Below are 18,634 nucleotides of genomic sequence, written 5' to 3' on the forward strand. Positions count from 1 at the left end.
CGCATCCTGCCGTGCGCCTCCGACCTCACCGGCACGACGTGCGCGTCAGGCCCCGCGCGCCACGCGTGCCAGGACGCCGTGGATGAACGCGCCGGACTCATCGGTCGAGAACTCCTTGGCGAGTTCGACGGCCTCGTCGATGGCGACCCCGGTGGGGACGGCGTCGTTGAAGAGGATCTCCCACACCCCGATGCGCAGCAGCGCCCGGTCGACGGCGGGCATGCGCGCCAGCGTCCAGTCTTTGGCGTAGGTCGTGATCTGCTCGTCGATCTCGTCGCGGTTGTCGTCGATGCCGTCCACGATCTCGCGGGCGTACAGCCACGACGCCTCGCGGGCCGGCTCGCTCGCGGCGCGCGTGGCCTCGGCGGCGATGATCGTCGCGAGCTCCTCGCCGCGCACGTCGCTCTGGAACAGGATGTCGAGGGCGCGCTTGCGCGCCTTGGTGCGTGCGCTCATCGGGTCAGGCCGCCCGCGTGCTCAGTTGACGCGGCCGAGGTAGTCGCCCGTGCGGGTGTCGACCTTGACCTTGGTGCCCGTCTCGAGGAACAGCGGCACCTGGATCTCGTAGCCGGTCTCGACCGTCGCGGACTTCGTGCCGGCCGACGAGCGGTCGCCCTGCAGACCGGGCTCGGTGTAGGTGATCTCCAGGACCACCGACGCGGGAAGGTCGATGTACAGCGGGTTGCCGTTGTTGAGGGCGATGGTGACCTGCTGGTTCTCGAGCAGGAAGTTCGCCGCGTCGCCGACGGTGGCGGCCGGGACGTTGATCTGGTCGTAGTCCGTGGCGTCCATGAACACGAAGCTCTCGCCGTCGTTGTACAGGTAGGTGAAGTCGCGGCGGTCGACGTTCTCGATGTCGATCTTGGCGCCGGCGTTGTAGGTCTTGTCCACGACCTTGCCGGTGATGACGTTCTTGAGCTTCGTGCGCACGAACGCCCCGCCCTTGCCGGGCTTGACGTGCTGGAACTCCACGACGCTCCAGAGCTGCCCGTCGATGTTGAGGACGACGCCGTTCTTGATGTCTGCGGTGGATGCCATGAGGGTGCGAATCCGTTTCGTTGAAGGGAGAGGGCGGTCGCCGCCCGTGAGGATGCCCGGGGGCCCGACGCGCCGACGTCCGATTCTACGGGATGCCGCGTCGCGGCCGGATCGTCAGCCCTCGGCCTGCCCGGTGAGCGCGTCGATCAGCAGCCCGACGGCCCGGCCGTAGCCCGCCACCCCCTCGCCGATCACGTGGACGGTCGCGACGTCGGCGACGTACGAGAAGCGGCGGAAGTTTTCGCGCGCCGTGACGTCCGAGATGTGGACCTCGGCCACCGGCAGGGCCACACCCGACAGCGCGTCGCGCAGCACGACCGACGTGTGGGTGAGCCCGCCGGGGTTGATGACGATTCCGGCGCAGTCCTCGCGTGCGGCGTGGATCGCGTCCAGCAGCACGCCCTCGTGGTTGCTCTGGACGGCGCGGACGTCGAAGCCGCGGCGGGCCGCGGCCTCCGTGGTCAGTCTCTCGACGTCGGCGAGGGTGGCGGTGCCGTAGACGGCGGGCTCGCGCGTGCCGAGGAGGTTCAGGTTGGGCCCGTTGACAAGCAGCAGGCGGCGGGGCGTGGTCATGGCCGCACGATATCAGCGCCCGCGGCGGCGCCGGCCTGCGCCGTGAGCCGGACCGGCGCGTTGGCGACCCCGTAGCCGTCGTACCGGCCGCGACGCTCGACGAACTCGCAGAACAGGTTGCCGACCGTGGCGGTGTAGAAGTGCAGATATTCGCCGTCCTCGTCGCGGTCGAAGACGAGGTCGAGGTCGCGCAGCATCCCGACGAAGCCGTCGTCGAGATCGAACCGAGCGGTGAGGTCCTCGTAGTAGTTCTGCGGAATGGGCAGAGGTGTCAGGCCCCGCTCGCGCGCCGACCGCGCGAGGGCGACGATGTCGTCGCACGAGAACGCGACGTGCTGCGGCATCGCCGTGGCGTCGTCCTCGAGGATCGGCGGTGAGACGTTCAGCGGGATGCGGACGGCCCCGTCCGCCGATCGCATGACCCGGCTCGCCACGAGGCCGTGCGGGCTGGCCACCTCGGCCGAGCTCGCCGCGGTGAGCTCCAGCATCGCCGAGAAGAACAGCACGGCCTCGTCCTCGGCCTGCCAGGGCTGGCCGAGGCTCACGTGGTCCACCGCGAGGATCCGGCTCGTACCCGGCGCCGACCCATGCTCGAACTCGGCGGTCCATTCCGGCTCGGTGCGCGAGCCCGCCGGACTCCAGTAGATCTCGGTTCCGTCCGGCGCGATCGCGCCCTCCAGCTGCTGCTCCCCCGCGTAGGTGCGACGGTGCGCCGGGGGTGTGCCGAGCTGCCGCGCCCGTGCGGTGAGGCCCGAGGTCGAGGGGACCGTCAGGCCGATGGCGGCGATGTGCGGCGCGTGCTCGCGGACCTGCTGCTGATTGAGCACGACGCGCGCCTCGCCGGCCGTCCACAGCGTGACGGGCTTGGTGCGATGCTTCCCCCTCGGCGTGAACCCGGCCGCCTCCAGCAGCGCCTCGATGCCGGAGGTGTCTTCGACTTTGATCTCGACGAAGTCGAACCCGGACACACCGCCGCTGCCGGGCAGGCGCGCGTAGTCCGCGGGTGCCTCGTGCTCCCGCTCGCGCGCGACGGCATCCTCCAGCCAGCGCAGCGAACGGCGCGCGTGCACCGCCGTCCGCCGCACGTCGATCTGACGGAAGGTGTCGTTGAAGACCTCGAGCGAGACCGGCCCGCGGTAGCCGGTGCGCACGACGAGCGAGAGGAACCGGGTCAGATCGAAGCTCCCCTCCCCGGGGAACAGGCGGTGATGCCTGCTCCAGCGTGTTCACCGCGGTCATCTCGCTGATCGCCGCCGTGAGCGCCCTCACGGCACGCGAGTCGAAGGGCATCCCGACCGCCGAGCTCGGGCTGACGTCCGAGAAGCGCGAAGATCTCGTGCCCGCCATCTGACGATCGCGGCACGCTGGTCGCCGCCGTCTGATCGCAGCCGTCCGAGGCCCCGCTCCGTGTGGAGAGCGGGGCCTCGGTTCACGTGCGTCGGGGGGGCGCTGCGGCAACGGCGCTCAGCCCGCGACCTCCTGGTAGGCCGCGAACAGCAGCGATTCGTCCGGCGCCTGCAGCACGGTGGGCTTGGCGATGTCGTCCAGCACGATGAAGCGCAGCATCCCGCCGCGGCTCTTCTTGTCCCGCTGCATCGTCGCCAGCAGCTGCGGCCAGGCGCCGGGGCGGTAGGTCGTCGGCAGGCCGAGCGAGGTCAGGGTGTCGCGGTGGCGCTGGGCGGCGGCATCCGGAAGCCTGCCCGCGAGCCGCGACAGCTCGGCGGCGAAGACCATGCCCACCGAGATCGCCGCGCCGTGGCGCCAGCGGTAGCGCTCGGCGTGCTCGATGGCGTGGCCGAGCGTGTGCCCGTAGTTGAGGATCTCGCGCAGGCCCGCCTCGCGCAGGTCCTCCCCCACGACGCGCGCCTTCATGTCGATGGCCAGCTCGATGGTGCGGCGGAACTCGGCGCTGCGCGGATCGGTCGCCGTCTCGGGATCGCGCTCGATGATCTCGAGGATCTCGGGCGAGTGGATGAACCCCGCCTTGACCACCTCGGCGTAGCCGGCGACCCGCTCGTTGCGCGAGAGCCCGTCCAGCAGATCGAGGTCGCACACGACGGCGCGCGGAGTCCAGAAGGCGCCGACGAGGTTCTTGCCCTCGGCGGTGTTGATCCCGGTCTTCCCGCCCACGGCGGCGTCCACCATGCCGAGCACCGTCGTGGGCACCTGCACGACCTCGACCCCGCGAAGCCACGTGGCCGCCACGAACCCGGCCAGATCGGTCACCGCGCCGCCGCCGAAGCCCACGACGGCATCCGTGCGGGTGAAGTCGGCCTTGCCCATCACCTGCCAGCAGAACGCCGCGACCTCCACCCGCTTCCCGGCCTCGGCGTCGGGGATCTCGGCCAGCAGCACCTCGCGGTCGCCCACGAGAAGCGCGCGCAGGCGCTCGGCCTGCTCGGCGAGCGTCGGCGGGTGGATCACCAGCACCTTGCGCGCCGCGGCGGGCAGCGCCTCGCCGACGGTGGACAGGATGCCGTGGCCGACGGTGATGCCATAGCTGGCGTCGCCGCTCACGGTGATGGTGGTGGCATCGGTCACGTCGACTCGCTCCGCTCGTTGGTTCCGGTCCCCGCGGTCTGCTCCCGGGGGTGCCCGCCGTCGCGGATCCAGGCCACGACGGCGTCAACGACGTCCTGCAGCGGACCGCTCGAGGTGTCGAACGTCGCATCCGCCAGCTGCTCGTAGACCGGGCGCCGCTCCTCGAAGATCGCGATCCAGCGCGCGATCGCGTCGTCGCCCTTCAACAGCGGCCGGTTGGAGTCCCGGACCCGCCCGGCGACGACCTTCGGCGACACCGTGAGCAGGACGACGCGGTGGCCGGCGAGCTCGCGTCGCGTCTCGGGATCGAGCACCGCGCCGCCGCCGAGCGACACGATCCCGCCGCCCGAGAGCGCCTCGACGACGGCCTCGCGCTCCACGGCGCGGAAATGCGCCTCGCCGCGTTCGACGAACAGCCGGTCGATCGGTCCGTGCTCGCGGACGACCGCGGCATCCGTGTCGAAGAAGGGCACGCCCAGGGCGCGCGCCGCCTTCTTGCCGATGCTGGTCTTCCCCGCCCCCATCGGGCCGATCAGCACGACCGCGTCAGAGCGCGAGGTCATGGTCTGCGAGGGCGACGTCGCTCTCGGTCGCGCTGCGCAGCGTCCCGGGGATCGCGGCGAGGTAGGACTCGACGTTCCGCCGGGTCTCGCCGACGCTGTCGCCGCCGAACTTCTCCAGCACCGCCTCGGCCAGGACGATCGCCGTCATCGCCTCGGCGACCACGCCCGCCGCCGGGACCGCGCAGACGTCGGAGCGCTGGTGGTGGGCGGCGGCGGTGTCACCGGTGGCCACGTCCACGGTGCGCAGCGCGTGGGGCACGGTGGCGATCGGCTTCATGCCGGCGCGCACGCGCAGCACGGTGCCGGTGGACATCCCGCCCTCGGTGCCGCCCGCACGATCGCTTGCGCGGGTGATGCCGCCGTCGGTGGCGAAGAGCTCGTCGTGGGCGCGCGAGCCGCGCCGTGTCGTGGTGAGGAAGCCGTCCCCTACCTCGACGCCCTTGATGGCCTGGATGCTCATGAGCGCCTGGGCCAGCTTGGCGTCGAGGCGCCGGTCCCAGTGCACGTGCGAGCCGAGTCCGGGCGGCAGGCCGTAGGCGAGGACCTCGACGACACCCCCCAGCGTGTCGCCGTCCTTCTTGGCGGCGTCGACCTCGGCCACCATCGCGGCCGAGGTCTCGGCGTGGAAGCAGCGCAGCGGATCGGCGTCCAGCGCGTCCACGTCCTCGGGGCGGGGAAGGTCGGCGTCCTCGGGCACGCGCACGGGTCCGATCGACAGCGTGTGGCTGACCAGACCGATGCCGAGCTCCGAGAGGAAGCTGCGTGCCAGCGCGCCCAGGGCGACCCGCGCGGCGGTCTCGCGGGCGCTCGCCCGCTCGAGGATCGGCCGGGACTCGTCGAAGCCGTACTTCTGCATGCCGACGAGGTCGGCATGCCCGGGTCGCGGGCGCGTCAGCGCGGCGCCGCGGCCGCGGGAGCGCTCGGTGAGCTCGACGGGCTCGGGGCTCATCACCTCGACCCACTTCGGCCACTCAGTGTTGCCGATGCGCAGCGCGATGGGGCTGCCGAGCGTCAGGCCGTGGCGGACACCGCCCGAGATGCTGAGCTCGTCCTCCTCGAACTTCATGCGCGAACCCCGGCCGTAGCCGAGCTTGCGGCGCGCGAGGTCCGCCTGGATGGCGGCGCGCGTCACGGGCACGCCCGCGGGCAGGCCCTCCATGATGGCGACGAGTTCAGGGCCGTGCGATTCGCCGGCAGTCAGCACGCGGAGCATTGATCTAGTCTCCCATGAGCGCGGAGCGCATCGCGGCGACGACCGCCGGCTCGTCCGCGAGCGGATCGTCGGGGCTTCCCGACACGAAGATGCGGATCTGCAGCACGGCCTGGTGAAGCAGCATCCCGAGCCCGGAAGATGCCGGCCCGCCCACCCGCTCCCAGGCGCGCGAGAGCCCGGTGGGCCAGTGGCCGTACACGACGTCCAGCAGCCGGCCCCCGGACTCCGCCAGCGCGTCCGCGATGTCGCCGGCCAGCACCGCGTCCCCGGGCAGCGCGGCGATCGTGAGCGGGACGGCCTCACGCCGGGGCGCCTCGAAGGCGGAGCGGGTGAGACGGATGCCGATTTCGTCGGCGAGCCGCGCGAGCGCCTCGACGGCCTCGGGGCGGCGGGCGACCACGTCGACCTCGCGCGCGCCGAGTTCGCCCAGCGCGACCAGCGTCGAGGTCGCCGTCGCCCCGGCGCCCACGATGCGCGCGCGGGCCACATCCGAGACGCCGGTCTCGTGAAGGGCGGCCACGATCCCGCCGACATCGGTGTTGAAGCCCCGCGGGGCGCCGTCGGCGAGCAGCAGCGTGTTGACGGCGCCGGTCAGTTCGGCGCGGCGGTCCCGCACGGCCGCGGCGCGGAACGCGACGCCCTTGAGGGGCATCGTCAGCGACAGCCCGCGCCAGCTCGAATCCAGATCTGCGAGCGCCGCCGCGAAGCCGTCCTCGGCCACGCGCCGGCGGCCATAGGTCCACTCGAGGCCGAGGACGTCGTACGCGGCGGCGTGCAGCTGCGGGGATCGGCTGTGCGAGATGGGGTCGCCCCACACCGCGAGCCGATGGGCCGAGCTCGTCAGCACCCCGAATCCGGGTTCTCGACGCACCACGCTTGCCACTGCGCCACCCCGCGGTTGTGATCGGCGAGGTTGGAGGTGAACAGCGTCTCTCCGGTGTCGAGGTTGACCGTGACGAAGTACAGCCAGTCCCCGTCGGCGGGGTGCATCGCGGCGTCGATGGCGGTGTCCCCCGGGTTGGAGATGGGGCCGACGGGCAGGCCGGGCTTGACGTAGGTGTTCCACGGGTTGTCGTCGTACTGCGCCTCGGCCGACGTACTGGCGCTGCCGGCGTGCATCTCGCCGTAGCCGTACTGCGCGGTGGAGTCCATCTGCAGCATCCCGAACGTCTCCTGATTGCCCGGGTCGAGCCGGTTCTGGATGACGCGCGAGACCTTGTAGAAGTCCTCCTCGAACCGCGCCTCGCGCTGGATGATCGACGCGATCGTCAGCACGCGGTGGCGCTCGTCGGCGGGCACGCCCGCGTCGTCGAGCGAGCGGATCGTGCGGTCCACCATCCGCTTGATCACGTCCGAAGCGGTCATCCCGGGGTCGAACGTGTACATCGCCGGGAACAGCCACCCCTCCAGGGTGTCGGCGTCGACGCCGTACGCCGACGGGTCCGCCGCCGCCTTCTCGAAGTCCTCCAAGGGCAGCCCCAGACCCTCGGCGAGGATGGGGAGCGTCTGCTCGACGGTGAGCCCCTCGCGCACGAGCGCCGAGTCCTCCATCTTGTTGTCGGGGTTCTCCAGGGCCTCCAGCGCCGCCGCGGAGGTCATGCGCTGCTGCAGCTTGTACACCCCCGGATAGAACGTCGGGCTCTGGCCGGTCTTGATGAGCATGTCGTAGAAGGCGCCCGGGGTCATCGTCACGCCCGCGTCGAACAGCGTCTGCGAGATGGTGGACGGCACGTCGCCCGAGCTGATCGTGACCAGGGCCTCTCCGGTGGCGAGGCCCTCCTCGTAGTCCTTCGGCTCCTCCCAGCCCATGAGCTCGCGGATCTGGGTCTCGTAGGTGTTCCACACCCACAGGCCGCCGGCGGCGATGCCGCTCACCAGCGCCACGACGATGCCGAGCGCGATCCAGCCGCCGGTGCGTCGCCGGCGGCGGTCGGGCTCCGGGGGCAGGTCGCCGAGTTCGTCGGTGGTGCCCTCGCCGCTGAAGAGGTCCTCGAGCGTGGAGGTGCGCGCGGCGGTCGCGACGCCGCCGGCGGACGCTCGGGATGCGGTGGGTGCAGGTGTCGTCTCGCGAGACACCGGTGCGGGGACCGGGGCGGACACGGACTCCCCCACCAGATCGCCCACGGGGTCGGCGGCGGGCGCCCGGTCGGGGGCGGGAGCGTCTGCGGCGGGAGTGCGACGCGCGGCGGCCGCGCGCGCGGCGCGTCGGGACTGCGGCACGTCGGCGCCGCCGGCGGCGGCCGACCCCGAGGGCGGCTCGCCCGGCTCGGTGCGCGGGGCGCGGTGCCGGTCCGCGGAGCGGGGGTCCGGCAGCTTTCCGTACAGGTCGGCGAACGGATCGTCGAACGGGTCGTGGGGCATGTCAGGCGGACTCCAGGGGGATGGGCGTTCCGGCGGGGCGTCCCGTGCGCTTCTCGACGTCGAGGGCCTGCTGAAGGAGCACGACCGCCGCAACCTGATCAACCATGCTACGAGACTCACGCTGGGACCGTCCCGAATCGCGCAGCGCCGCATGGGCGGAGACCGTGCTCAGCCGCTCGTCGACCAGCCGGACGGCCGCGCCACCGCGCGCCGCGAGGGCGGCGGCGAACTCCCGCGCATCGGTCGTGGACGGCGTGTCCTCGCCGCGCAGATTGAGCGGCAGGCCCACCACGATCTCGAACGCGTCGTACTCGGCGGCGAGGGCCGCCACGGTCGCGACGGATTCGTCGGTGCGCGCCACGGTCTGCACAGGCGTGGCCAGCAGCCCGTCGGGGTCGCACCGGGCGACGCCGACGCGGGCCTTGCCGACGTCGACGCCGAGCCGGACGCCGCGGCGGAATCCGCTCACCGCGTCAGCGCCTCGCGGATCGCCGCCAAAGCGCCGGGGATGGCCGCGGCATCCGTGCCGCCGCCCTGCGCGACGTCATCGCGCCCGCCGCCGCCGCCGCCGAGCGCGGCCGCGGCCGCCTTCGCGAGCGGACCGGCCTTGGCACCCGCCGCGCGCGCGGCCTCGTTGGTCGCGACGATCACCACCGCCCGGCCGGCGATCTCGCCGGCCAGTGCCACGACACCGGCATCCGTCCCGAGCCGATCGCGGACCTGCAGGGCGAGCGAGCGGACGTCGTCGGCGGACCCTGCGGCCCCCACCGACTCGGCGACGACGCGGAAGGAGCCGGCGGCAGCTGCGGTGGCGGCCAGGGCGGGGACGCGGTCGCCGAGGGCCTTGGCCTCGAAGGCGGCGATCTTCTTCTCGGCCGCCTTGAGGCTCGCAGTCAGCTCGGCGATGCGGGCCGGCAGCTGCTCACGAGGCGTCTTCAGCGAGCCCGACAGCTGGGACACCAGGGCGCGTTCAGCGGCCAGCGACCGGAACGCGTCGAGGCCGACGAGCGCCTCGACGCGGCGGTTGGCCGCGCCCACGCTGGACTCCCCCACGAGGTTGATGAGGCCCACCTCGGCGCTGGTGGCGACGTGGGTGCCGGCGCACAGCTCGCGCGACCAGGGTCCGCCGATGTCGACCATGCGCACGGTGTCGCCGTACTTCTCGCCGAAGAGGGCCATCGCGCCGAGGGACTTCGCCTCGTCGAGCGCCAGCACGCGCGTGGTGACCTCGAGGTTGTCCCGCACGGCGTTGTTGGCGATCTCCTCGATCTCGCTCTTCGTGGCATCCGACAGCGCCTGGCTCCACGAGAAGTCGAATCGCAGGTAGCCCGCCCGGTTGAGCGAGCCCGCCTGGGTCGCCGTGCGGCCGAGCGTGTCGCGCAGGGCGGCGTGGACGAGGTGGGTGGCCGAGTGGGCCTGGCGCGCCGCGCGGCGGTTGGCCGCGTCCACGACGGTGCGCGCGGGCTGACCGACGCCGACCTCTCCCGAGGTGACCTCGACGGTGTGGCTGACGAGCCCCGGCACGGGCTTCTGGACATCGAGCACCTCGAGCTCGTAGCCCGGGCCGAGGATGATGCCCTTGTCGGCGACCTGCCCGCCGGACTCGGCGTACAGGGCCGTCTCGGCGAGGATGACCTCGGCGATCTGCCCCTGCGCGGCGCGGTCGACCGCCTGCCCGTCGACGAGGACGCCGAGGACGCGCGACTCGGTCTCGAGTTCGGTGTAGCCGGTGAAGGCCGTCTCGCCGAGGGCGCGGAACTGGCGGTACACGCTCTGGTCGGCGATGGCGCGCTTGCGCGACTTCGCGTCCGCCTTTGCCCGCGCTCGCTGCTCCTGCATGAGCGTGTCGAACGCGGCGCGGTCCACCGACAGCCCGGCCTCCTCGGCGATCTCGAGTGTCAGATCGATGGGGAAGCCGTAGGTGTCGTGCAACAGAAACGCCTCGGCGCCTGCCAGCGCGGTGCCGCCGGCATCCTTCGTCTGCTCCACGGCGAGGTCGAGGATCGTCGACCCGGCCGCCAGCGTCCTCAGGAAGGTCTCCTCTTCGGCGAAGGCGGCCTGCGAGATGCGCTGCCAGTCCTCCACGACGACGGGGTAGGCGGTGGCCATGGCGTCGCGCGAGGCGGGGAACAGCTGCGGGAACGTGGGGCCGTCCACGCCCAGGAGCCGCATCGCACGGATCGAGCGGCGCATGAGACGGCGCAGGATGTAGCCGCGGCCGTCGTTGGAGGGCATCACGCCGTCCGACAGCAGCATGAGCGAGGACCGGACGTGGTCGGCGATGACGCGGAAACGCACATCGTCCTCGTGAGACGCGCCGTAGCGGCGGCCGGAGAGGTCGACGGCGCGGTCGAGGACGGGACGGACCTGGTCGGTCTCGTACATGTTGTCCACGCCCTGCTTGATGAAGGCGACGCGCTCCAGGCCCATGCCGGTATCGATGTTCTTCGCCGGCAGCTCCCCCACGATGTCGAAGTCGACCTTCGAGCGCACGTTGGTGATCGCGTCCTGCATGAACACGAGGTTCCAGATCTCGGTGAACCGGCTGTCGTCGACCGCGGGTCCGCCGTCGCGGCCGTACGCCGGGCCTCGATCGAAGTAGATCTCGGAGCACGGGCCGGCGGGACCCGGCTGGCCGGTGGACCAGTAGTTGTCCTCACGGCCCATGCGCTGGATGCGCTCGGCGGGAAGGCCGGCGACCTTCTGCCACAGCGCGGCGGCCTCGTCGTCGTCCTGATAGACCGTGACCCACAGGTCGCGCTCGGCGAAGCCCAGGCCGCCGTCGGACTCGGACGCGGTGAGAAGCTCCCACGCGTACGAGATGGCGCCTTCCTTGAAGTAGTCCCCGAAGGACCAGTTGCCCAGCATCTGGAAGAAGGTGCCGTGGCGGGCGGTGTGGCCGACCTCTTCGATGTCGTTCGTGCGGATGCACTTCTGCACGTCGGCGGCGCGCGGGTAGGGGGCGGGGACGACGCCGGTCAGATACGGGATGAACGGCACCATGCCGGCGACCGTGAACAGCAGAGAGGGGTCATCGGTCACCAGCGACGCGGACGGCACGATGACGTGGTCGTTCTTCTCGAAGTAGTCCAGGTAGCGCTGGGCGATCTCCGCGGTCTTCATTCAGGTCCTCGCAGTGGGCGGTCTTCTCCCCGGGAAGCGGGGCGGGGGATGTCAGTCGGCGTTCTTGCGCGCGGCGTCGGCGACGGCGACCGCCGCGGCGTCCTTGACCTCGTCGACGAGGCCGGCGAAGCGGGCCTCCTGCTCGCGGTAGGCGTCGCCGATGCGGTCGGTGAACTCGGTGATGCGTGCATCGACCTCGGCCAGCACCTCGTGTCCGCGCGGGTCCTTGTTGACCAGGTGGGCCAGGACGAACCCGCCGGCGATGCCGAACAGGAACCACAGCACGTTCTTCATGTCACCACTCCTCGGCCGCGGGCACGGCATCGCTCCATCGTATGCGCAAACGCCGGAGGGCGCCGGGTCTCCCCGACGCCCTCCGGGCTTGCGACGGAACGTCAGCGCGCCGCGTAGTACTCGACGACCAGCTGGACGTCGCAGACCACGGGAACCTCGGCGCGCTTCGGGCGACGCACGAGGCGCGCCTGCAGCTTGTCGAGCTCGACCTCGAGGTAGCCCGGAACCGGGGGGAGCACCTCGGCGTGACCGCCGGCGGCTGCCACCTGGAAGGGCTCCATGCCCTCGCTCTTGGCCTTGACGTGGATGAGCTGACCCGGCTTCACGCGGAACGACGGGCGGTCGACGGTCTGGCCGTCGACGAGGATGTGGCGGTGCACGACCAGCTGGCGGGCCTGCGCGGTGGTGCGGGCGAAGCCGGAGCGGACGACGAGGGCGTCCAGGCGCATCTCGAGCTGCTCGACCAGGTTCTCACCGGTCAGGCCGTCCTTGCGGCGGGCCTCGTTGAACGCGATGCGCAGCTGCTTCTCGCGGATGCCGTACTGCTCGCGCAGACGCTGCTTCTCGCGCAGCCGGACGGCGTAGTCGCTGTCGGCCTTGCGCTTGGTGCGGCCGTGCTCACCCGGAGCGTAGGGGCGCTTCTCGAGGTAGCGGGCGGCCTTCGGGGTCAGGGCGACGCCGAGGGCGCGGGACAGGCGGACCTTGCGGCGGTCCTGGGACTTCGTGGGCACGAAGACTTCCTTCCGATGACGTGGCCGCGTCTTTCACGGCTCACGGGCGTATCTCCCCGACGTCGCCCGCCGGGCCGCACGCCGGGGCGGCACCGATCGGTAGGTGAAGAAGAAGGGGGATGCCCGAAAACACGGTTTCGAGCCGATCCATGCTATCAGACGCCTTGGATCAGCCCGGGGGGTCCAGCAGGCGCCGGATCTTCTCGAGCCGCGCCTGCACGTCGCGCTCCGCGCCGCGGGCCGTGGGCTGGTAGTAGCGGCGCCCGCGCAGCTCGTCGGGAAGATACTGCTGACGCGCCACCCCCACCTCGCTGTCGTGCGGGTACACGTAGCCCTTGCCGTGCCCGAGCCGCTTGGCTCCGGGGTAGTGCGCGTCCCGAAGGTGTGCGGGGACCCGGCCGAAACCGCCCGCGCGGACGTCGGCGATGGCCGCGTCGATGGCGAGGTACGCGGCGTTCGACTTCGCGGTGGTGGCCAGGTACGCGGTCGCCTCGGCGAGCGGAATCCGCCCCTCCGGCATCCCGATCAGCTGCACGGCGTCGGCGGCGGCCACGGCCAGGACCAGCCCGTGCGGGTCGGCGAGCCCGATGTCCTCGGCGGCCGAGATGATCAGCCGCCGCGCGATGAACCGCGGGTCCTCCCCCGCTTCGATCATGCGCGCGAGGTAGTGCAGGGCCGCGTCCGGGTCGGAACCGCGGATGGACTTGATGAAGGCGCTGATGACGTCGTAGTGCTCGTCCCCCTGGCGGTCGTAGCGCAGGAGCGCCCGGTCCACCGCCTGGGCGACGTGGTCGGCCTCGATCCGGGGGGCGGCGCCGTCGTCCGGCACCGGGGCGAGCGTCGCGGCCGCCTCGAGCGCGGTCAGCGCCCGCCGCGCGTCACCCGACGCCAGCCGCACCAGCGCGTCCCGCGCCTCGCCGGCGAGCTCGACCGCGCCGGCGAGCCCGCGAGGATCGGCCACGGCACGATCGACGAGCAGCCCGAGATCGTCGTCGGTGAGCGGGCGCAGGGTCAGCAGGAGCGAGCGGGACAGCAGTGGCGCGATCACCGAGAACGACGGGTTCTCGGTGGTGGCGGCGATCAGCACGACCCAGCCGTTCTCGACGCCGGGCAGCAGCGCGTCCTGCTGCGCCTTGGTGAACCGGTGGATCTCGTCGAGGAAGAGGATGGTCGACTGGCCGTAGAGGTCGCGCTGGGTGAGGGCCTCCTGCATGACCTCGCGGACGTCGCGCACACCGGCCGTGATGGCGGAGAGTTCGACGAAGCGGCGCCCGCTCGAACGCGCGATCGCCTGCGCGAGCGTCGTCTTGCCCGTCCCCGGCGGTCCCCACAGGATGACCGAGGTGGCGGTCGTGCGGGCGTCCGGATCAGCGAGCGAGACCAGCGGCGAGCCGCGCCGCAGCAGATGCGACTGCCCGGCGACCTCGTCCAGCGACGTCGGCCGCATGCGCACCGCGAGCGGGGTCTGCCCCGAGAACAGCGCGCTGGATGTCGTCACCGGATCAGGCTAGCTCCCGCCGCGGACGACCGGCGGTTTGCCGGTCCCTCGGGCCCGGCCCTAGGATCGTCACCGCCCGGGACGGCCCCGGATGCAGGAGGTTTCGCGTGGCGAAGGCAGGCAGGGATCGCGCGTCCAGGGCGGTCCGCGACCGCGCTCGGCTGTACCAGGCGCGCCGGGCCTTCCACGAGACGCGCGCTCGGCGTCGTACGCGCGACAACATCGTGGCCGGTGTCGCCGGCGGCCTGCTGATCCTCGGGATCGCCGCCGCGCAGACGGTCTACTTCACCGCGGGCCCGGGCGCGCCGGAGCCGACGCCGACCTCGACGCCGATCCGCACGATCGCACCGACGCCGGGCGAGACGCCCGCCGAGACGCCCGCGCCCGACCCGTCCGCGTCCCCCGCGCCCACACCCTGAGACCGAGAGCCCGCGGCCGGACCCCACGAGACCGCGTCGAGGCCGTACTAGGCTGGGCCCGTCCATCCCCCCACAGGCGGCGCCGGCCGCGATGAGGTGCTAACCGTGACTGCCGACGCAGAGACCACTCCCGAGACCGCCACCGACGAGCCCTGGGGCCGCGTCGACGACGACGGCACCGTGTCGGTGCGAGAAGCGGGCGAATGGCGGGTGGTCGGCCAGTTCCCCGACGGCACGCCGGCGGAGGCGCTGGCCTACTTCGAGCGCAAGTTCGCCGACCTCGCCGGCGAGGTGACCCTGCTCGAGGTCCGGCATCGCCGGGGCGGCGCATCCGCCGCGGACCTGCGCAAGGCCGCCCGGGCGGTGTCCGACAAGCTGACGGATGCCGCGGCGGTGGGCGACCTCGCGTCGCTTCGCTCCCGCGTCGACGCGCTGCACTCCACCCTGGACGAGGCCAGTCAGACCGAGGCTCGCGAGGCCAAGGAGGCCGTCGAGGACGCCGTGCGGGAGCGCACCGAGATCGTCGAGAAGGCCGAGGCGCTGGCCGCCCGCGATCCGAAGTCGGTGCAGTGGAAGCAGGCGTCGGCCGAGATGAGCGAGCTCTTCGAGCGCTGGCAGCACCACCAGCAGAACGGGCCGCGCCTGCCCCGCGCGACCGGGCAGCAGTTGTGGAAGCGGTTCCGCGACGCGCGCGGCACGGTGGACCGCCACCGCCGCGAGTTCTTCGCCGGGCTCGACGAGGCGCACAAGGCGGTCCGCGATCGCAAAGCCCGGCTCGTGGAGCGCGCCGAGGCGCTGGCGCCGCGGGGCGAGGACGGCATCGGCGCTTACCGGGATCTGCTGGACGAGTGGAAGTCCGCCGGGCGGGCCGGCAAGAAGGCCGACGACGCGCTGTGGGCTCGTTTCAAGGCCGCCGGCGACGCGCTGTACGAGGCTCGTGGCGTCCGCGAGGCCGCCGAGGTCGAGGCGTCCCGCGAGAAGATCGCCGCTCGGCGCGAGCTGCTCGCCGAGGCGCAGGCGGTCGCCGACGAGCGCGACCTCGCGAAGGCGCGTGCCCTGCTCACCGGCATCCAGCGCCGCTGGGACGACCTCGGTCGCGTGCACCCGCGAGAGGTGGAGCGAGCGCTCGATGACGACCTGCGCAAGATCGAGAACGGCCTACGCTCCCGTGAGGAAGCGGACTGGAAGCGCAACGATCCCGAGACGAAGGCGCGCGCCAACGACATGACGCGTCAGCTCACCGACGCGATCGACAAGCTCGAGCAGGAGCTCGAGCAGGCCCGCGCCACGAAGGACCAGAAGGCGATCGCCGCGGCATCCGAGGCCCTCGAAGCGCGCCGCGCCTGGCTTCGCGCCCTCGGCGGCTGATCCGCGGCGAGTTGTCCACAGGCCGCCGCCGTCCGCATCGGACGGCGGCGCCGATGCGGCACACTGCCGCCATGCGCTCGATCTTCGTCTACCACGTCGATGACCGGCTGTCGGCGGCCGAGCTGTCCGCAGCCCGCCTCGACGGCCACGTCGTCGAGCTCGGCGACGCCTTCATCCCCGCGGATGCCGTCGAGACGGCCGCGCTGCGCGCCGCGTCGCTGCACCGCATCGTGGGCGACGACCTCGCCGCCTCGCACCTGACGGCCGCCTGGATCCACGGGGCGCTGGACCATCCGCCGCCGCGGCACACCGTTCAGCGGGCCGCCGCGCGCCGGCTGCACCACGTCATCGGTCGGCGCTTCGTGTACCGGGACCCCGTCGTCCCGGCCGAGGACCTGGTCCGGATGGGCGGCGTCCAGGTCACCACGCCCGCCCGAACGCTGGCCGACCTCGCCCGCCAGTCCGGCGACGACGAGCTGCGCGCGGCGCGCACGATGGCGGCCCGCCTTCCCGCGGTGGTCGCCGAGGCGCTCAGGTGGTTCGCCTCGGCCGGCAGGCTCCCCCGCAAGCGCGCCGCGATCGCGCTGCTGGAGTCCTGCGCGGCCGGCGCGGTCAGGACGAGGTGACGCGGTAGACGTCGTACACCGCGTCGATGCGCCGCACGGCGTTGAGCACGCGGTCCAGGTGCACGATGTCGCCCATCTCGAACACGAAGCGGCTGATGGCCAGGCGGTCGTTCGAGGTCGCGACGTTGGCCGACAGGATGTTCACGTGGTGCTCGCTGAGGACCCGGGTGACGTCGCTGAGCAGCCCCGACCGGTCCAGCGCCTCGACCTGGATCTGCACCAGGAAGACGCTCTTGCTCGTCGGCGCCCACTCCACGTCGATCAGGCGCTCGGGGTCCTGCATGAGCGCGGCGACGTTGGTGCAGTCCGCCCGGTGCACCGAGACGCCGCTGCCGCGCGTGACGAAGCCGATGATCTGATCACCGGGGACGGGCGTGCAGCACTTGGCCAGCTTCACCAGGATGTCCGGCGCGCCGCGCACCAGCACCCCCGAATCGCCCCCGCGCGGGGCGCGGCTGCGTCCCACGTGTGGCAGGTCGATCGGGCCGGTCGAGGTGTCGCTCGCGCTGACGAGGGCGGTCACCTTCTCGATGACCGACTGCGTCGAGACGTGACCCTCGCCCACGGCGGCGTACAGAGCCGAGACGTCCTCGTAGCGCAGCTGCTGCGCGACCTCGGTGAACGAGTCCTGGCTCATCAGGCGCTGCAGCGGCAGGTTCTGCCGGCGCATCGCGCGGGCGATGGCCTCCTTGCCCTGCTCGATGGCGTCCTCGCGGCGCTCCTTGGTGAACCAGCCGCGGATCTTCGACCGCGCCCGCGTCGACTTCACGAAGCTCAGCCAGTCCTGGCTGGGGCCGGCGTCCGGGTTCTTGGACGTGAGGACCTCGACCACGTCGCCGCTCTTGAGCTCGGTCTCCAGCGGCACCAGGCGGCCGTTGACCTTGGACCCCATCGTGCGATGGCCGACCTCGGTATGCACCGCGTAGGCGAAGTCGACCGGCGTGGCGCCCGCCGGCAGGCCGATCACGCGGCCCTTCGGCGTGAAGACGTAGACCTCTTTCGCGCCGATCTCGAAGCGCAGGGAGTCCAGGAACTCCCCCGGGTCGGCGGTCTCGGCCTGCCAGTCCGAGATGTGGGCGAGCCAGGCCATGTCCGCGTCCAGGGCCTTGGCGTCCGAGCGGCCGCCGCCGGCGATCTGCTCCTTGTACTTCCAGTGAGCCGCGACACCGAACTCCGCCTGCTGATGCATCTCGTGCGTGCGGATCTGGATCTCGACGGTGCGGCCGCCCGGGCCGATCACCGTGGTGTGCAGCGACTGGTAGAGGTTGAACTTCGGCGTGGCGATGTAGTCCTTGAAGCGGCCGGGCAGCGGCGTCCACCGGGCGTGGATGGCGCCGAGCACCGCATAGCAGTCCCGGACGCTGCCCACGAGGATCCGGATGCCGATGAGGTCGTAGATGTCGTCGAACTCGCGACCGCGGACGATCATCTTCTGGTACACCGAGTACAGCTGCTTCGGGCGCCCCATCACGCGGCCTCGGATGCGCAGATCCCGCAGATCGGCGTCGACCGCGTCGATGACCTTCTGGACGTACTGCTCGCGCTGCGGCGTGCGCTGCCTGACCAGGCTCTCGATCTCGGCGTAGAGCTTGGGGTGCAGCACCGCGAACGAGAGGTCCTCGAGCTCGGACTTGATTGTCTGGATGCCGAGGCGGTGGGCCAGCGGCGCGTAGATCTCGAGTGTCTCGGTCGCCTTCTTCGCCGCCTTCTCGGGCGGGACGAATCCCCACGTGCGGGCGTTGTGCAGCCGGTCGGCGAGCTTGATCAGCAGCACCCGGATGTCCTTGGACATCGCCACGATCATCTTGCGGACCGTCTCGGCCTGCGCGCTCTCGCCGTACTTGACCTTGTCTAGCTTGGTGACGCCGTCCACGAGCATCGCGACTTCGTCGCCGAACTCCGCGGTGAGGGTGTCCAGACCGTACCCGGTGTCCTCGACGGTGTCGTGCAGGAGCGCGGCGGCGATGGCCTTCGGACCGAGCCCCAGGTCGGCGAGGATCTGGGCGACGGCGAGCGGGTGCGTGATGTACGGCTCGCCGCTCTGCCGGCTCTGCCCGGCATGCGCGCGGTCGGCGACCGCATAGGCGCGCTCGATGATCGTCAGATCGCCCCTGGGATGGTGCGTGCGCACCGTCCGCAGGAGCTTCTCCACATCGTCGCGGCGCGCCGCACGGGAGAAGATCCTCGGGACCAGCCGCCGCAGCGACGACGGTGCCGGAGGAACGGTCTCGGCCATGCGGTTCTCCCTCCGGGCGGTCGGACAATCCTACGCCCGCGGGCGCGGCG

The 18,634-nt window shown here is 72.0% G+C and carries 18 protein-coding genes and 1 pseudogene; 4 read left to right on the forward strand and 15 right to left on the reverse strand.

Going from position 1 to position 18,634, the window contains the following annotated elements; genetic code table 11:
• Positions 1-45 precede the first annotated feature (45 nt).
• The 4 genes from nusB to ACYVF4_RS00635 form a co-directional block, all read right to left on the reverse strand.
• Positions 46-456: a transcription antitermination factor NusB gene (gene nusB, locus ACYVF4_RS00620; protein WP_460718733.1), complete on the reverse strand. Its 411-nt coding sequence runs from the start codon at positions 454-456 to the stop codon at positions 46-48.
• A 21-nt stretch (positions 457-477) separates the two neighbouring features.
• On the reverse strand, positions 478-1,038 hold the full coding sequence (gene efp / locus ACYVF4_RS00625) for an elongation factor P (protein ID WP_460718735.1): 561 nt from the start codon (positions 1,036-1,038) through the stop codon (positions 478-480).
• Positions 1,039-1,152: 114 nt separating this feature from the next.
• A complete protein-coding gene (locus ACYVF4_RS00630; RefSeq protein WP_460718737.1) occupies positions 1,153-1,611 on the reverse strand; it encodes a type II 3-dehydroquinate dehydratase in 459 nt (152 codons plus the stop codon).
• Entirely contained in the window at positions 1,608-2,762 is a 1,155-nt protein-coding gene (locus ACYVF4_RS00635; protein ID WP_460718739.1) for a 4-hydroxyphenylpyruvate dioxygenase family protein, read from the reverse strand. Before ACYVF4_RS00635 ends, ACYVF4_RS00630 begins: the two co-directional genes overlap by 4 nt.
• A gap of 50 nt (positions 2,763-2,812) precedes the next feature.
• Between ACYVF4_RS00635 and ACYVF4_RS00640 the strand changes: the two are divergent.
• A pseudogene (locus ACYVF4_RS00640) lies at positions 2,813-2,962 on the forward strand (MFS transporter); the annotation flags it as partial.
• A 113-nt stretch (positions 2,963-3,075) separates the two neighbouring features.
• Here the strand turns inward: ACYVF4_RS00640 and aroB are convergent.
• The 10 genes from aroB to ACYVF4_RS00690 all read right to left on the reverse strand — a co-directional run bounded on the left by aroB (position 3,076) and on the right by ACYVF4_RS00690 (position 13,884).
• Positions 3,076-4,152 (reverse strand): 3-dehydroquinate synthase, encoded by a 1,077-nt coding sequence (aroB, locus tag ACYVF4_RS00645; protein WP_460718741.1) that lies wholly within the window; start codon positions 4,150-4,152, stop codon positions 3,076-3,078.
• Positions 4,149-4,715 (reverse strand): shikimate kinase, encoded by a 567-nt coding sequence (locus ACYVF4_RS00650; RefSeq protein ID WP_460718743.1) that lies wholly within the window; start codon positions 4,713-4,715, stop codon positions 4,149-4,151. The genes aroB and ACYVF4_RS00650 overlap by 4 nt, the downstream gene beginning before the upstream one ends.
• Entirely contained in the window at positions 4,699-5,928 is a 1,230-nt protein-coding gene (gene aroC, locus ACYVF4_RS00655; RefSeq protein ID WP_460718745.1) for a chorismate synthase, read from the reverse strand. Before aroC ends, ACYVF4_RS00650 begins: the two co-directional genes overlap by 17 nt.
• 4 nt (positions 5,929-5,932) lie before the next feature.
• A complete protein-coding gene (locus ACYVF4_RS00660; RefSeq protein WP_460718747.1) occupies positions 5,933-6,775 on the reverse strand; it encodes a shikimate dehydrogenase family protein in 843 nt (280 codons plus the stop codon).
• Positions 6,769-8,289 (reverse strand): endolytic transglycosylase MltG, encoded by a 1,521-nt coding sequence (gene mltG, locus ACYVF4_RS00665; protein ID WP_460718748.1) that lies wholly within the window; start codon positions 8,287-8,289, stop codon positions 6,769-6,771. Before mltG ends, ACYVF4_RS00660 begins: the two co-directional genes overlap by 7 nt.
• Before the next feature lies 1 nt (position 8,290).
• A complete protein-coding gene (gene ruvX / locus ACYVF4_RS00670; RefSeq protein ID WP_460718750.1) occupies positions 8,291-8,758 on the reverse strand; it encodes a Holliday junction resolvase RuvX in 468 nt (155 codons plus the stop codon).
• On the reverse strand, positions 8,755-11,412 hold the full coding sequence (gene alaS, locus ACYVF4_RS00675; protein WP_460718752.1) for an alanine--tRNA ligase: 2,658 nt from the start codon (positions 11,410-11,412) through the stop codon (positions 8,755-8,757). The genes ruvX and alaS overlap by 4 nt, the downstream gene beginning before the upstream one ends.
• Positions 11,413-11,463: 51 nt before the next feature.
• Positions 11,464-11,706: an ATPase gene (locus ACYVF4_RS00680; RefSeq protein ID WP_460718754.1), complete on the reverse strand. Its 243-nt coding sequence runs from the start codon at positions 11,704-11,706 to the stop codon at positions 11,464-11,466.
• A gap of 101 nt (positions 11,707-11,807) precedes the next feature.
• Complete coding sequence (gene rpsD, locus ACYVF4_RS00685; protein WP_460718756.1) at positions 11,808-12,437, reverse strand: 30S ribosomal protein S4; 630 nt, start codon at positions 12,435-12,437, stop codon at positions 11,808-11,810.
• A 169-nt stretch (positions 12,438-12,606) separates the two neighbouring features.
• A complete protein-coding gene (locus ACYVF4_RS00690) occupies positions 12,607-13,884 on the reverse strand; it encodes a replication-associated recombination protein A (protein ID WP_460720703.1) in 1,278 nt (425 codons plus the stop codon).
• 158 nt (positions 13,885-14,042) lie between these two features.
• Between ACYVF4_RS00690 and ACYVF4_RS00695 the strand changes: the two genes are divergently transcribed.
• From ACYVF4_RS00695 to ACYVF4_RS00705, 3 genes are all read left to right on the forward strand, one after another.
• Positions 14,043-14,354, forward strand: coding sequence for a dioxygenase (locus ACYVF4_RS00695; RefSeq protein ID WP_460718758.1), 312 nt, complete (start codon positions 14,043-14,045; stop codon positions 14,352-14,354).
• A 105-nt stretch (positions 14,355-14,459) separates the two neighbouring features.
• Positions 14,460-15,722, forward strand: a complete 1,263-nt coding sequence (locus tag ACYVF4_RS00700; protein WP_460718760.1) for a DUF349 domain-containing protein — start codon at positions 14,460-14,462, stop codon at positions 15,720-15,722.
• 71 nt (positions 15,723-15,793) lie between these two features.
• Positions 15,794-16,348 carry a type IV toxin-antitoxin system AbiEi family antitoxin gene (locus ACYVF4_RS00705; RefSeq protein ID WP_460718762.1) on the forward strand — a complete coding sequence of 185 codons (555 nt, stop codon included), beginning with the start codon at positions 15,794-15,796 and terminating at the stop codon, positions 16,346-16,348.
• On the opposite strand, the gene ACYVF4_RS00710 is transcribed toward ACYVF4_RS00705, so the two are convergent.
• Positions 16,335-18,584 carry a RelA/SpoT family protein gene (locus ACYVF4_RS00710; RefSeq protein ID WP_460718764.1) on the reverse strand — a complete coding sequence of 750 codons (2,250 nt, stop codon included), beginning with the start codon at positions 18,582-18,584 and terminating at the stop codon, positions 16,335-16,337. The genes ACYVF4_RS00705 and ACYVF4_RS00710 overlap by 14 nt on opposite strands.
• Positions 18,585-18,634: the final 50 nt, after the last annotated feature.

The organism is Microbacterium aureliae (genome assembly GCF_054780155.1).

Excerpts from the sequence above, each read along its gene's own strand:
- nusB (WP_460718733.1), bottom strand. The coding sequence starts at position 456 with ATGAGCGCACGCACCAAGGCGCGCAAGCGCGCCCTCGACATCCTGTTC.
- efp (WP_460718735.1), bottom strand. The coding sequence starts at position 1,038 with ATGGCATCCACCGCAGACATCAAGAACGGCGTCGTCCTCAACATCGAC.
- ACYVF4_RS00630 (WP_460718737.1), bottom strand. The coding sequence starts at position 1,611 with ATGACCACGCCCCGCCGCCTGCTGCTTGTCAACGGGCCCAACCTGAAC.
- ACYVF4_RS00650 (WP_460718743.1), bottom strand. The coding sequence starts at position 4,715 with ATGACCTCGCGCTCTGACGCGGTCGTGCTGATCGGCCCGATGGGGGCG.
- aroC (WP_460718745.1), bottom strand. The coding sequence starts at position 5,928 with ATGCTCCGCGTGCTGACTGCCGGCGAATCGCACGGCCCTGAACTCGTC.
- mltG (WP_460718748.1), bottom strand. The coding sequence starts at position 8,289 with ATGCCCCACGACCCGTTCGACGATCCGTTCGCCGACCTGTACGGAAAG.
- alaS (WP_460718752.1), bottom strand. The coding sequence starts at position 11,412 with ATGAAGACCGCGGAGATCGCCCAGCGCTACCTGGACTACTTCGAGAAG.
- ACYVF4_RS00680 (WP_460718754.1), bottom strand. The coding sequence starts at position 11,706 with ATGAAGAACGTGCTGTGGTTCCTGTTCGGCATCGCCGGCGGGTTCGTC.
- ACYVF4_RS00690 (WP_460720703.1), bottom strand. The coding sequence starts at position 13,884 with ATGCGGCCGACGTCGCTGGACGAGGTCGCCGGGCAGTCGCATCTGCTG.
- ACYVF4_RS00705 (WP_460718762.1), top strand. The coding sequence starts at position 15,794 with ATGCGCTCGATCTTCGTCTACCACGTCGATGACCGGCTGTCGGCGGCC.
- ACYVF4_RS00710 (WP_460718764.1), bottom strand. The coding sequence starts at position 18,584 with ATGGCCGAGACCGTTCCTCCGGCACCGTCGTCGCTGCGGCGGCTGGTC.